Consider the following 14,669-nt stretch of genomic DNA (forward strand, 5'->3'; position numbering starts at 1 on the left):
TAGGCGTTTACCATGAAGTAAACGCCTATTTTATATGCCAAATTAGAAATTAGCCTAGTTGTTCAAGTGCGTCCTTAACGGAAGTTACCGGAAGCTGACAGGTTTTATCATAACAAACGTAAATAGCAGTTTTGCCATTAACCTTTGTCCGGTTTTCGAGCAGTGGAAGTTGGGATGAAGTTTTTGTCCCGACCACTACTTTGTTCGGAACAAAAAACCGGTCAAAATCTTTTCTAAGCTCATCTGCATCTTCTCCAACGATGGCAATTTCAGCAGTGGGAGAGGTTTTCTGACAATAAAGTGCTGCCCAGTTAGTGACCCATTGGACATCAGCAAGCAAAATTTTATTCATTTTTGAAAGCATCTGATCCGACAAATCAAGATAATCCTGACGGTCAAGAATTTTCCCCAGCACATACAGATTTTGCGCCATCATGGAATTGGACGCCGGAATTACGTTATCAAAAAGTTCTTTTTTGCGCGCAATTAAGGCTTCACCTTCGGAATCGGTAAAAAAGAAGTAGCCATCCGAGGAATCATAAAAATTGGAAATCGTATAATCGCTCAATCGAACGGCTTCCGTCAGCCACAAAGGATCAAAAGTGATTTGGTAAAGTCCGAGATAGGCTTCGATAACAGCAGCATAATCTTCCAGAAAAGCAGTTATACTGGTTTTTCCATTTTTATAACTATGCCACAGTTTTCCATTTTCGGTCATTTTCTCCAAAATAAACCGGCCTCCGTTAACGGCCATATCACGAATGGATTCGTCACCCAAAGCCTGGTAAGAAGTTGTTAAACCTTTAATCAAAAGTCCATTCCAGGAAGCCAGTATTTTGTCATCAAGTCCCGGACGAATGCGGTGAACACGCGCTTCGGCGAGTTTTTGAAGTGCGTTTTTATATTTTTGATCAAAAGAATCAGAATAAATGCCCGCCGCTTTTGCCGTTTCTGAAACGTAATTTGTCAAATGCAGGTGATTATAACCGTCCTCCCAATTACCCTGTGCGCTGATATTGTATAATTTGGAAAACCATTCAAAATCATCACCCAAAAGACTTTGCAGTTCTGCTTTTTTCCAGATGTAAAATCTTCCTTCAATGCCTTCACTATCCGCATCAAGCGCAGAATAAAATCCTCCATCAGGACTTTGCATTTCATTGCTCAGCCAGGAAATTGTTTTCGTAACGCGATCGGAATAAAGACTATTTTGGGTTAACGAATAGGCCTCAGCAAAAATGCCAAGTAACTGTGCATTATCATAAAGCATTTTTTCGAAATGAGGAATAAACCATTCATCGTCAACGGAATATCTCGCCCATCCGCCAACTACATGATCATAAATACCTCCCAAAGCGATTCTGTTCAGAGAAAGCTCAACCTGTGCCAGAGCCGCGGGATTTTGGGTTATATCAAAGTAACGAAGCAAAAATTTATAAATTGAAGGCATCGGGAATTTTGGCGCCCGGTCCATTCCTCCTTTTTTTATATCAAAGTTCAGGCTGAGTTTCTCATACATCTGATCCAGCGCATCAATCGTGTAACCTGATTCAGAACTTGTAAGGCCATATTTGTTGGCTTCTGGCTGAACCATATTTTCAACAAATCCTTCCGCCGAATTTGCCAGTTCATCATAATGATTGACAAAAGCGTTATTTACACTTTTCAAAAGCTGCACCCAATTTTGCGGAGGCAAATACGTGACGCCATAAAACGGTTTGCTATCCGGAAGTAAGAAAACATTCAGCGGCCAGCCGCCCCGTGTACCCATAGCCTGCAAAGCGTCCATATAAACGGCATCCACATCAGGACGTTCTTCGCGATCCACTTTTATGCAGACAAAATGTTCGTTCATCACATCCGCTACATTTTGATGCTCAAAACTTTCACGTTCCATCACATGGCACCAGTGACAGGCCGAATAGCCGATACTAACCAGAATGGGCTTATTTTCTGTCTTTGCTTTTTGCAGCGCTTCGTCCCCCCAGGCAAACCAGTCAACCGGATTGTTGGCATGCTGCAATAAATACGGACTGGTTTCTTTGCTAAGGCGGTTCATTATTTTGTGATAATAATTTTTTGAGTAATGGTTTTATCAGGACTTTTGAAACGGGCAATATACAAGCCCATGCCAAGCTGAGGAAGGGCTATACTTTGATCTGTTGATCCAACAATAGCTTGTAATTTTCCGGAATAAACAACTTTTCCCTGATTATTGAAAAGATCAAAATCGACACTAACCGTTCCATTAATTCCGGTAAGTCTCACTTTGGAATCCGCCGCCATGGGGTTTGGATATAAAAATGCTTCCGTAATGTTGGGTTCCGTTGAAGAATTATCCTGACTCAGATCAAATTTGCAAAGAAAAACTTCCTTGCCTTTAATACTGATCGTTTTTACCCATTTCTGGTAAGAAAGTGTAATATTCGTTACGTCATTATCACCAGCGTATGGATTTTGAGCGGCAATCAGAATGTTTCCATTTTTGACAACTCCACGCCAAACCGGTTTTTTAGAAGTCATCAGGTCCCGCGCCGATTCCGGAATTACCAGATCATATGAGCCTTCGAACATATCTTTAAACTCGGAAAGGCGATAGAGTCCGTAAATGAAATTCTCATAGGTCGCATAATTTTCCTGGCGGGAACTTGCAAGTCCACCATTTTCCCAAAGCCAAAGGCCTTTTGCTCCTGAAAAGAATGGAAAAATGGCTGTCGCCTGTGCCTGAAAGGGTAATATCATGGGGACAGTCGGATCGAAACTATCATGAATCCGCATCCATACAAACGGAATATTTGGTTTGTTGCTCCACGCGTTATTTACTTCAACCTGGAAAAGAAGATAAGTTAGATAATCCTTTCCAATCGGACTGCTGTATCCATAATAATAGTAGGGCGAAGGCGTCAGGCTCGTCAACGAATTGTAAAAAGTACCACCGATTTTCCCGTTATCATCCTGCATCAGATAATGCGTACGGGCCGTATTGGTGGTCCAGTCCTGCCAGCTGTTACTTTCAATATTCAGCCAGGTCGCACGTACAGGAACATCACTGTAACTTGTTATGGTTGAAGATTTGTCAAAACCTTTGCTTTTCAGATAGTTTACCGCTTCGGTATACCACCAGCGAATATCTCTTTTATACGTAGCGATAAAATCCGCATCGGACAAACTTGCATATTTTGTCGGAGTTGCTGCATTTGTTTTCAACTTCAAAATATCACGATCCTCTGTCAGCATACGCTCTACGTCCAGACAAATAATATCCGCTTTGGGTAATCCGCTTCCCTGTGAATCCTGAAAACTGTTGGCTAGCAAAGTAAGATATTGAGCCCAGCCCTGGCGGTAAGCAGTTGTGTCATTTCCCCATGGACTTCTGAGTTCATCCATTCCCCAGGGTTGATTGGCCGCTATGGTTGCTACGCTGTTCCAAAGTAAAGCGCGGTTGGCAGCGGGCAGTGTCGCAGGTTCATTTCCGGAAAATAAAGCGAGGTGACTAAAACCATGTTTTAGTGGAAGAGATTGGGTATCATCAAATCGTGGCCCATTGTATATTATTTTGAAAGGCAGACTGAATTCCGGGAACTTATTCCATTCAATAGCATTGTTACCTGTAACCGGATTTAAGATATATGATGGTGTACAATCCTGTGCAAAAGAATGGATTGAACTGATTGTCAACAGTGTAATTAGTATAGGTAGGTATCTTGATAACATATTTGTGTGTCGTTCGATAAGAATTGATGAAACAAATTCGTTAATTTTGCAAAACTCCCGAAAAATCTGTTAATTTAACTTTTTTAAGATATTCACTCTTAAAGGTTTAAAATCAGAAACCGGAATTTTAGCCAAACTATTACTTTAAAAACACAAAAATGAATCGATTAATTAATCTTGTTGCTGTATTTGTCATTTTATTTTCACTTGGTTCTTGTGGAAGTAAAGATAATGACGATTCTGTGAAGCCTGCGGAAAAGAGCAAAATTCTTGTAAATTATCCATGGCGCATGAGCTCGGTGACGGATTTAAGTGGCAAAATAATTGCTACTAACTTGCTGAATGAAGAGACAAAAGCCATTGGCAGTTATATGGATATCCAGTTTTTGGCAAATAATGTTACCAAGGCACTTGAACAAAAAACAAGTCAGGTAATTAATGGAGGCACCTGGTATCTGCTTGATGATGCCGCAACACTTGACATCGCGGTAACCGGCTTTTCCGGAAAATTTGGTGTTGTAGAATTGACAAACAGCAAATTGAGATTAAAAAGTACGATGCCTGTTGGCGGCGTGGATGCTGAAACTATTATGGTTTTTGAACCTGTAATAAAATAAGAAGCATTTTATAAATATTGTAAGAAAAGCGGCAGAGGAATCTGTCGCTTTTCTTAGTTTTACAGGAAATAGACCCTTTATGAAAAAGAACGATCCAAAAATAATCAATGCCTGGTGTATGTACGACTGGGCGAATTCTGTACACGCCCTGGTTATCGTTTCCAGTATTTTTCCCGTTTATTTCAGTGCTGCTGCGTTAAACGCCTCAGCGGGAACGGGTTTGGTTGATTTTTTTGGTTTTTCCATAAAGAGTACGGTACTCTTTTCCTATACGGTATCGGCTTCTTTTTTGTTGACTGCGCTTCTAATACCACTTTGTACGGCCATCGCGGATTTTACGGGAAATAAGAAAAGGTTTATGAAGTTCTTTTGTTACCTGGGCTCGGTAAGCTGTATGCTGCTGTTTTTCTTTACAAAGGATACGCTGAATATTTCGGTACTTATTTTTGCTTTGAGTTTGATCGGTTGGAGCGGAAGTATCGTTTTTTATGATTCTTATCTTCCCGAAATTGTAACTGAGGAAAACTATGACCGTGTGAGTGCCAAAGGGTTTTCCATGGGTTATTTTGGGAGCGTTTTACTGCTGATTTTCAATTTAAGTATGGTGCTTTTTCCGTCTTTTTACGGGATAACAGATAAAGCGATGCCAGCGAGAATTTCGTTTTTTACCGTTGGCGTATGGTGGATTCTATTTGCTCAGATTCCTTTTAAATATTTACCATCTGCCAATAAAGGAAAAAAACAGGTTGGAAACTGGATTTTTAGCGGGTTTAAAGAATTGGTTAAAGTATATGGCCAACTTCGGGAACAACCGTATCTGGCCAAATTCCTGCTTTCATTTTTTGTTTATACCATGGGTTTGAGAACCGTTATGTATGTAGCGACCATTTTCGGATCCAATGAGCTGAAATTACCATCACAAAGTTTGATTATTACCGTACTTTTAATTCAGCTGGTTGGTATTCTTGGTTCTTATTCCTTTTCATGGTTATCTTCAAAAATCGGAAACATTTATGCGCTGATGACTGGTGTGGCTATCTGGATTGGGATTTGTGCCGGTGCTTATTATACAACGACTGCTGGTCAGTTTTATATTGTAGCTTGTGCTGTTGGTATGGTTATGGGTGGAATTCAGTCACTTTCCAGAGCGACTTATTCAAAACTGATACCTGAAAATACAATTGACACAGCATCGTTTTTTAGTTTTTATGATGTGACTGAAAAGATAGCCATCGTTCTGGGAACATTCATTTATGGAACAGTCGAACAAATCACGGGAAGTATGCGCAACAGCATTCTGGCGTTGCTTCTGATTTTTGTTATCGGACTTATACTTTTATCAAGAATTCCTTCCCAAAAAGTATACCGTTTCCGATTGCAGACAGAACCAAATTAATATATATTTACGACCATCAAAAAGGATGTTAGCTCAGTTGGTTCAGAGCGTCGCGTCGACAACGCGAAGGTCAGCGGTTCGAGCCCGCTACGTCCTACGGATTTTTTTCCGAATTAAAACAAAAACCCGTTCGTCTGAACGGGTTTTTGTTTTAATTCGGAAAAAATTTTAAAGCTTACGCCCAATCTTAAAACGTTTCAACCTGTCTGCGACGGAAGCTGTTGTCAATCTTCCGTTTGGATCGTAAGGGCTGTAAATTGCATAAAGGCCAAGATCTGTATCGACACCTACTAAAACCCCGAATGTTCTGGCATCATTGATAAATACAACGCTGGAATCAAGCGTTCCATAATCAGGATATCTTTCCTGATAAAATGTTAATGCTTCTGTGGCTACTGCCTGTGTGGTTGTCAATAGTAAAGCAGAAGACGTTAATTTTCCACTTTCCAGAATATAACCAGAAGCTGCTATCTTGGTATTTTCTCCTTTAAAAAATATCGTTTCGGTTGTTTCAGATAACAAAGTTCTTTTTTCTTTTGCCTTGATTTGCGTGTTTGTGGCGCCCCAGTCCGTTACCGGTTCTGCTGCCAGGGTACTGGTAGGCGAAATGGTAATTTTTGATTGAAACGTTTTTCCATCCGCGGTTGCGGTGATGGTCGTTTCTCCAATTTTTCTGGCTGTAAAGTTTCCGTCTTTTGAAATTTTACCAACCAATGTATCACTGGATTTCCAGGTGTAGGTTGAGGGCGTTACCACGGTGGTACCTTTGGTCAGTGCGAACTGGTGCGTGGCATTGTATTTCAGGTCTAGCGTTGGAGAATCCAAAGTTACGTCCGGCTCGGGATCGCTCTTTTTGGAACAAGCTGTTATGATCAAAAATAGCAGGGGTAGAAAATAAATTTTTCTCATGGCAGCGAGTTGGTCAGGTGAATAATGGTCAATAATAAGAATTGTTTTTGACCCACACTAACCCTTTGATAAATTAAGCATGAGAGAAAAAAGGCAGTATTTTTTTAGTGGAAGTTTTTTTCTTGTTTTTTGTAATTAAATATGAAAAAACAAAGTGCTGTGTTTATCTCCAATCGCGTTAAAATCTGATTAAATGAATTCCTTTTTGAATTAAATCACAAAAAATTTGATTCTCATAACATAGAGTTTATAATAAACGTAACAGCAATATTGTAATTAATTCTGGTCACCCAGCATCTTTTTAATTCAGAAAAAATTCAGAATCTGCTTATACTTTTAATACCTCTTGCAAAATTGAATTAAAACCCCTTTATATGTTTCGTAAATTTTTGTTGCTGCAACTGGCTATTGTTTTGTCGTTGCCTTCATTTAGCCAGCAGCAGGACTCTGTTCAGATCAATCAAAAGCTTTCTTTTACAAAAAGTCAGTTATATGTACCGGGAATTTTAATGGTCTCCGGGTTATTTACAACCGTGTTTTTCAAAGACCAGATCAAGTTTAAAATCCGTGATGAGCGGAACAAACAAATTCCGGATTTTCATACCAAACTGGACAATTACCTGGAATATGCGTCACTGCCTATTGCCTATGGGCTGGATGCTTTTGGTGTAAAGTCAAAAAATGATTTTCCTAACCGAACAGCGATTTTGATAAAAGGTGAATTGTTTATGTATGCTTCGGTGACGATTTTGAAAGGAATTTCTCACGAAACCCGTCCTGATGGAAGCGACCGGTATTCTTTCCCTTCCGGACATGCGGCCCAGGCATTTGCCACAGCCACTTTTTTGAGTGAAGAATATAAAGACCGGCTTCCCTGGATGCCTTACGCAGCTTATACCATAGCAGGTACAACGGGATTGCTGCGGATTGCCAATAACCGACATTATCTCGGTGATGTGCTTTTTGGAGCAGGATTCGGGTTTTTATCGATGAAAATGGCCTACTGGACGCATCAATATAAGTGGGGCAAAAACAGAAGAAAATCGACGCCGGTTTATTAGTCGATGGAATAAATTGAATAAAAATTATAAAAGAACTTTCAATTAATTGCGTATCTGAAACATTTAATTGAAAGCTGTGTAAATTGGGTTCCTGATTAAACTGAACCCATGAAACGTAGAAAAATTTTAAAAAGCCTGTCCACTTTGCCATTTCTTGGCTCGCTTTCCATGCAGTCTGCCGCGGCTGCTCCCTTGAAGAAAAAACGTGATGTCATTGAGGAACTGGGAATCCGTTCCTTCATTAATGCGGCCGGTACACTGACGTACATGTCGGGATGTATTATGGATGAGGAGGTGGTTGAAACAATTGAAAATACTTCACGGCATTTTTGCATGATTGATGAAGTGCAGGATAAAGTGGGGGAGAAAATCGCAAAACTTGTACATTCAGAGGCAGCCATGGTTTCCTGCGGCGCCTTCTCGGCCATGACGCTTGGACTGGCCGGTATTCTCACCGGTCTTGATATCAAAAAAGTTGAACAGCTTCCGCATTTGGAAGGAACCGGGATGAAGTCAGAAGTGATTTGTCAGAAATCTCATAATGAACGCTACAATCATGCTTTTCTTAATACAGGTTGCCGGGTAATTGAAGTTGAGACTGTCGAAGATGTCAGGAAAGCTGTAAGTGAGAAAACGGCCTTACTTCATTTTTTGAATATTGAAGCCAGTCACGGCCAGATAAAACATGAGGAATGGGTAGCGCTTGGAAAAGAATTGAAAATTGCAACTTCTATTGATATCGCAGCCGATGTTCCGCCGGTTTCAAACCTGTGGAAATTTAATGATATGGGATTTGATCTTGTATTTATCTCGGGCGGAAAAGCGATGCGCGGACCGCAAAGTGCTGGGATTTTAATGGGAAGAAAAGACATTATTGCAGCCGCCAGACTGAACGCTCCGCCCCGAGGTTTTACCATAGCTCGTGGTCATAAAGTGAATAAAGAAGAAATTCTGGGCATGTATGTGGCACTGGATAAATTCATTTCCGGCGATCATGACAAAGAATGGAAAGGGTGGGAGGCCAGCATTGCACATATTGAAAACGCAGTTAAGAATATTGACGGAATTACAACAAAAGTAATTGTGCCGGAACTTGGAAATATAACACCAACGCTGACGATTTCCTGGGACGACAGTATCGTCAAACTGACAGGAAAGGAATTGAGAGATAAGTTACGATACGGAAATCCGTCCATCGAAGCCAGTTTTGCCGGTTTGCCTTTATATCACTATCAGGCCGGTTCGGATTCGGTTGATCCCGCACTTGTTGAAACTTTGAAAGGTGAAAATCTGATCAGGGTAACGGCCTGGATGCTTCAGCCGGGAGAAGAAAAAATTGTAGCAAAAAGAATAAAGGAAGAGCTGTCTTCTGCTAGTAAGCCAGGTTGAAAATAGCTGATTTTCCTCATTGCTAAGGGGTTAATTTTTACAATTCGAAATTGAGAATACCGGCTTGCATCAATAAACAGGCATGATTATTTTCATGTTTGCGCGATGGATAGCTACATTATTACGATAACGTTAATAGGAGTTGCGGCATTGGGAATGGCATGGATGCCATCTTTTACAAAGAGAACGGGTATATCGGATTCTGTTGTTTATGTCCTTCTTGGTGCTGTTTCTTATTATTTCATGGACATGCTCCCCAAGCCGGATCCGGTAAGATATGAGGATTATACAGTTCATTTTACGGAGTTTGTGATCATCATTTCTATCATGGGCGGAGGGCTGAAAATCGACCGCCCATTTTCTTTGAAAACCTGGATCGTTCCTTTTCGGCTGCTTACTATTACCATGGTTTTGTGTATATTTTTGCTGACTATGTTGTCTTATCTGGTACTGCATTTTGACTTTGCATCTTCACTTTTACTTGGCGCTGCGCTGGCTCCAACAGATCCCGTATTAGCCGCAGATGTACAGGTGGGGCCACCTTTGGAAACGAGAAAAGACAATGTCCGTTTTGCCCTTACAGCCGAAGCCGGAATGAACGATGGTATGGGATTTCCATTCACATGGCTGGCAATTTCCGTAGCGTCACTGGGTCCGAATAACGCGGGAAGTATTTTAGAATGGTTCGCTTATGATTTTGTATATAAAATTCTGGCAGGAATTCTAGCTGGGTTTTTACTTGGGAGATTGTTGGGGTATCTGATTTTCAATGTATCCAAGAAAACTAAATTCATTAATATCAACGATGGATTTATTGCCGTTGCGTCGGCACTTTTGATTTATGGGTTAACTGAAATGATCCACGGATATGGTTTCATAGCCGTTTTTGTTGCCGCAGTAACGCTACGGAATTATGAGTTCAAAAGTGAATTTCACAAGGATCTTCACAACTTTTCAGATCAGGTTGAGCGTATTTTAGTCGCGGTGGTTTTACTGGTTTTTGGTGGTAGTCTTATTCACGGAATTTTGAATGCACTGACTTGGAAGATGGCTGTGATAGGAATTATTTTTATATTTCTGATCAGGCCTTTTAGTGGTATCGTTGGGCTTATGAATACGCATCTGCATTTCAAGGAAAAATTAGGCATCAGTTTTTATGGTATCCGTGGACTGGGATCATTTTACTATCTGTCGTTTGCACTTACCCGAAAAGATTTTTTATATAGTAATGAACTTTGGTCAATTGTTTCTTTCATTGTTTTATTATCCATCATTGTACACGGACTCACTGCGGCACGTGCGATGGGCTGGCTGGAAAATAAGTTTTCCGAGGAAATCCCGCTTTGATTTTCAGTTTTATAAGTGCTCGTATTGATAATTTTCAATGAGGTTTTTTACCCGTCCGGCGGCAGGAAAAGCCGTCGGACGGGCTACGATCTCCCGTCGGATGGCTTTTTACGCCATCCGACAGGTAGAAAACAAAGAGATTTATATTCTTCAAACTAAAAATGGCCATTTCCATATGAGAAACGACCATTCAAAATTAATCATTTTGTAATAAGCAATTTGTCGGGTTAATGTCTTTATGACAAAACCGTTAATGTTCTTTGTGGTAGCGTCCTTCGTGCCAGACGTACTTATTTCGTTTCCATTTATAGTTGCCGGGAACCCAGACGTGTCTTGACGACGGAGAAGCTGGAATTACTTCAACTCGTGTTGCTGGTGGCCCCGGTCTTCTTCTTTGGCTGACACAGCTAAAAACGAGCGTTATGCATAGAAGAAATATACCGTAAGCAGCGATTTTTTTCAGGTTTTTCATAAAATAGTAAGTTGATGATTAATAAAACTTCGAGACTGCCAGGAATCAACAATTTAGTATTATTTCCGGGCAATACTACTTAGATTGTAAAATGTGAGAATGGTTTAAAAGCAGACGATAAAATATTAAAAAAGCAGGGTAGGTGTTTAGGTTAAAAGTGGCGCGCGAAGGAGGAATTTTGATGTAATTCTTTCCGGACTGATTTTTTTATTGTGCAGAACTATTACAACTCAAAGTTGCTATGAAAGATAAAATATATCCATCAGATCTACTTTTTACGGATGTGAAAGGTGTAGTCCGGAAAGGTATTTATATGATAGACATGAACGCCTGGTAGAATTAGTTGAGGATTCTATTGTAAGGGACTGCCGCAATATTTTCCCGGATAGTGATACTGCCCAATGAGAATTTCTGGAAACTGAAAATTCAGATTCAGAATTTATTACGGTTTTATAATACCGTTTAATAGAAATCTAAAACATTGGTTTTTAAAATATTTTTACAAATGGCGGTATTTTGGAGTTTATGAGATATTTTGGAACAAATTAGGTGCAGTGAAAATTATCATCGAATAATTTCTTATCTTATAAGCTCTTGTTATTCTCCCCCTTTATAATATATTTGTACTATAACACACTTACTAAGTGTGTAGAGGAGGGTAACATATATAAGAATCTCGGGCTTCCGGGATTCTTTTTTTATTGATAAATGCCTGAATCAGAATAGATTTATCTCGGTTTATTGAAAATGTTATGTTGGGATTTCCGGTTTATTTTTAATTAGATTTCAATCTGATCAGGTGCTTTTCTGGTAGTAAAAATTTATGGGATATAGAAAATATTTTCAGCCAGATCCCAATATAAAACAATTCTTCAGGTCCGGTTTAAATAACATTTCAGGAGAGGGAGAAACTAATTTTTGAAAACCTGAATTATCCGTTTCCCCAGGTTTTACCAAGCTAATTGTTTATGTCGAACCCATTGATTACCTATCTACAACTGTTCAGATTGTTCACAGTTAAAAGAGCAAGACATAATTTCCGCCTCATTTGAATCGAAAGTATTTCAGTAGGGCGGTTATCTTTTTCAGTCCGGAAAGGTTTGCAAGAATTTCTTTTTCATTCCAAATTATAATAATTTCAACACAGCTTCATTTATTACAAACTTATCAATCATGGATTTTTTATTACAACCTCTGAATAAGAATTTTTATCATCATTGATTTTTAAAATATAATTTCCCGCTGATAACCCTGGAAAATTCTTCATTTCATAACTTGTTTCACCGGGGAAAAGATATTTGTGATCCTTCTTAATTGTCCGTCCCTGAATGTTGTAAAGGGTGAAATGAACCAATCCTTTATTCAATGTTTTGATCGAAAGTTTTAAATAATCCTGAAATGGATTCGGCCAGATAGTGATATCAGGATTAGCCAATACATTGAAATTCAGTGATACTATCCTTGAATAAATAAAATTAGCGGAACCTTCCGGCATTTTTATCCGGTAATAAAGAGCAGGCACATTTTGTTCTCCGATTTCCTTGTTGAAAATATATTTGTTGATCTGTGAAGAAGGTCCGTTTCCGGGAATTTTTCCGATGTTTTTAAAATCTTTGGCGTTAACACTTTCCTCAATATCAAATAAAAATCCAGCATCTTCATCGGTTGTTTCCCAGGTCAAAACAGCATTGTTATTTTGCCTGGACACATTTACAGAAACGAATTTGACCGGCAAAGGAGTGGAAGGAATAAAATTAACGAGATAATCTTCGGTTTCTCCCAGCGCCAGATTTTCACAGGAATTAAAACTTTGATAGAAATAATTTGAGCGTAAACGAATTCTGGTGCTAATAGAAATTTGATTATCCGGAATTTTAAATGTGCCGGAAAAGCTGCCGGTCAGTGACGTTTTCGTTTCTGCAATTAATTCGTCGGTGGTGAATTCTCCATCATTATTATAATCAATCCAGGCCTTAACTTGCTGTGCAAAATTATAACCAATCAATGAAAAATTGAAGGCATAATTTTGTCCGGCTGTAAGCTGCAGAACCGGAGCGGAGGTATTAAAAGTATAACCGCCAATAGCGCAATCAGAAGCAACGCTTAAAGGTAGATTGTTGATATAAACTGAATTGAGGCCGATCCCTATGGCTTTGGAGCACTGGTCAACGGGTTGACAATAAGTTGGCTGGCTGTTATTTGTTGCAAAAGTCTGGGTTTCAGTATAGTCGGAACAATTTCCTTTAACCCGCCAGTTGTAGTTGGTATTGGGTGATAAGTTGGAGAGCAGGATTGTATTTTTTATAGTTTGAGATTCGTTCCAGTTTCCACTGGAATTTACTGTCCTATATTGAATGGTATGTGTAGTATTCGATCCGCTGAAATTCCATTGTAATTGTGCACTGCGGGCTGCTATGTTATAAGCCAGTAAGTCGGACGGCAGACTATTTGAAACAGGTAAAGTTGTGTTATTTGAAACTCTGCTGCGTATCAAATTGCCGGGAAGCGGGCCAAAACCTAACGCTAAATTGATGCCAATGCTCGTATTTTGGCAATAGCTCATGATCGTCCCGCCATTTACGGGAGTTGGCCCCGGCGCGCAATTCCCTTCCGCAGTCTCGCAGTTGTCGATAGCTCCACCAGGCCATGTGCAGGAGTGCGTGTGCGGAGAACCAAGGTTGTGGCCAAGCTCATGCGCAAATACTTTTACATCCCATGAATAAGCAGGCACAATTTTGTAGTTTCCATAAATCATGTTTACTCCATATGCTTTATTCCGGTCATCCATCGCTTCCATATTTGCATTCCCGCCGCCCAAAGGGCGGCAGGTTAAAAGGTGTGCAAATTGCCCTGGAAAGTTATTATTTTTGGCATTCCAATAGCTTTGAAACACGTTTAAGGCGTCATCTAAATTAGTTTGGCTGGATGCGTAAGGATCTAACGTATCCCAAATGTATAATCCTGAGATACGGAATGCGATATTCTCAGCACCAAACAAAGTCGCCACCTGATTGAATAGTCCCAGGACATAAGCGGTAACATTAGTTTTGCTGCCTAATTTATCATAGACCGATTTGTCTGTTTCAATATAAATACCTAAATATTTACACTCATTTCCATCTGCTTGTTCTGCCATACGGACATTTTTTCTCTCTGCGAAATTCCGTTCCATTGCACCGCAGAGGAATTGAAAATCAGTAGTAATATCATTTTCATAATAAAGTATGTAGCTGGTCTCTGTCATAGTCAGATCCTGGTTTTTTCCCAAAATTCTGGTTCCGGTGCTATCAATAATCATCCCTGAAAGCTCATTATTTACGAAACTCAGAGATGCCAGTGAGCTCGAGTCTCCTTTTATTTTTCCGCGGTAAAAAGTGCTTTGGTCAATAATTTTCTGAGTCTGATTTTTGTCAGTAATATTGGATATATTAAAATCAGTAGAAGTAATCGTAACCGGGGCCAGTTCCAGTTCAATCGGCAAGTCTCCTATACCCGGAATTTCAATTTCCAGGGCTTTATCCCTTTTTGTCGTGAGGTTCCGGAATTGGTTAGCGTTGAAATTTAATGAAACAAGACGGGTGTTTTGTTTGGTTCCTTTCAGCTGAGCATTTGAATTTTTTGTAAGAAAGGTGTTTTGTACCGTAATAGCACTTTTCGGTGTTTCCAACTTTTTTGACATTTGTTCTGACTGTGCCGCTGCCAGATTCACAGTACAACAAATCAGCATAATAATAGTAAAAGTTCTAATCATTCTTCTTTGTGGT

General features: G+C 39.7%; 10 protein-coding genes and 1 tRNA gene. 6 read left to right on the forward strand and 5 right to left on the reverse strand.

Features of this window, described 5'->3' with window-relative positions:
- Window positions 1-49 precede the first annotated feature (49 nt).
- The gene (locus FDK13_RS10675; RefSeq protein ID WP_137339973.1) at window positions 50-2,059 is read right to left on the reverse strand and encodes a thioredoxin domain-containing protein; all 2,010 of its coding nucleotides are present in this window, start codon (window positions 2,057-2,059) and stop codon (window positions 50-52) included.
- The gene (locus tag FDK13_RS10680; protein WP_137339974.1) at window positions 2,059-3,714 is read right to left on the reverse strand and encodes a T9SS type A sorting domain-containing protein; all 1,656 of its coding nucleotides are present in this window, start codon (window positions 3,712-3,714) and stop codon (window positions 2,059-2,061) included. The genes FDK13_RS10675 and FDK13_RS10680 overlap by 1 nt, the downstream gene beginning before the upstream one ends.
- Before the next feature lie 158 nt (window positions 3,715-3,872).
- Between FDK13_RS10680 and FDK13_RS10685 the strand changes: the two genes are divergently transcribed.
- The 3 genes from FDK13_RS10685 (at window position 3,873) to FDK13_RS10695 (ending at window position 5,824) form a co-directional block, all read left to right on the forward strand.
- The gene (locus tag FDK13_RS10685; RefSeq protein ID WP_137339975.1) at window positions 3,873-4,331 is read left to right on the forward strand and encodes a hypothetical protein; all 459 of its coding nucleotides are present in this window, start codon (window positions 3,873-3,875) and stop codon (window positions 4,329-4,331) included.
- Window positions 4,332-4,410: 79 nt separating this feature from the next.
- On the forward strand, window positions 4,411-5,727 hold the full coding sequence (locus tag FDK13_RS10690) for an MFS transporter (RefSeq protein WP_137339976.1): 1,317 nt from the start codon (window positions 4,411-4,413) through the stop codon (window positions 5,725-5,727).
- Window positions 5,728-5,749: 22 nt separating this feature from the next.
- Window positions 5,750-5,824 (forward strand) — tRNA-Val (locus tag FDK13_RS10695).
- A 71-nt stretch (window positions 5,825-5,895) separates the two neighbouring features.
- Here FDK13_RS10695 and FDK13_RS10700 read toward each other — a convergent pair.
- A complete protein-coding gene (locus tag FDK13_RS10700) occupies window positions 5,896-6,636 on the reverse strand; it encodes an Ig-like domain-containing protein (RefSeq protein WP_137339977.1) in 741 nt (246 codons plus the stop codon).
- 374 nt (window positions 6,637-7,010) lie between these two features.
- Between FDK13_RS10700 and FDK13_RS10705 the strand changes: the two genes are divergently transcribed.
- The 3 genes from FDK13_RS10705 (at window position 7,011) to FDK13_RS10715 (ending at window position 10,433) form a co-directional block, all read left to right on the forward strand.
- Entirely contained in the window at window positions 7,011-7,697 is a 687-nt protein-coding gene (locus FDK13_RS10705; protein WP_137339978.1) for a phosphatase PAP2 family protein, read from the forward strand.
- Window positions 7,698-7,805: 108 nt separating this feature from the next.
- Complete coding sequence (locus FDK13_RS10710; protein WP_137339979.1) at window positions 7,806-9,086, forward strand: aminotransferase class V-fold PLP-dependent enzyme; 1,281 nt, start codon at window positions 7,806-7,808, stop codon at window positions 9,084-9,086.
- Between the two features lie 105 nt (window positions 9,087-9,191).
- Window positions 9,192-10,433, forward strand: a complete 1,242-nt coding sequence (locus tag FDK13_RS10715; protein WP_137339980.1) for a cation:proton antiporter — start codon at window positions 9,192-9,194, stop codon at window positions 10,431-10,433.
- A 250-nt stretch (window positions 10,434-10,683) separates the two neighbouring features.
- Here the strand turns inward: FDK13_RS10715 and FDK13_RS10720 are convergent, their stop codons facing one another.
- Window positions 10,684-10,905, reverse strand: a complete 222-nt coding sequence (locus FDK13_RS10720) for a hypothetical protein (protein ID WP_137339981.1) — start codon at window positions 10,903-10,905, stop codon at window positions 10,684-10,686.
- A 1,171-nt stretch (window positions 10,906-12,076) separates the two neighbouring features.
- The gene (locus tag FDK13_RS10725) at window positions 12,077-14,656 is read right to left on the reverse strand and encodes a M12 family metallo-peptidase (protein WP_137339982.1); all 2,580 of its coding nucleotides are present in this window, start codon (window positions 14,654-14,656) and stop codon (window positions 12,077-12,079) included.
- Window positions 14,657-14,669 lie beyond the last annotated feature (13 nt).

This window comes from Dyadobacter frigoris (assembly GCF_005280585.1).
GTDB lineage: Bacteria > Bacteroidota > Bacteroidia > Cytophagales > Spirosomataceae > Dyadobacter > Dyadobacter frigoris.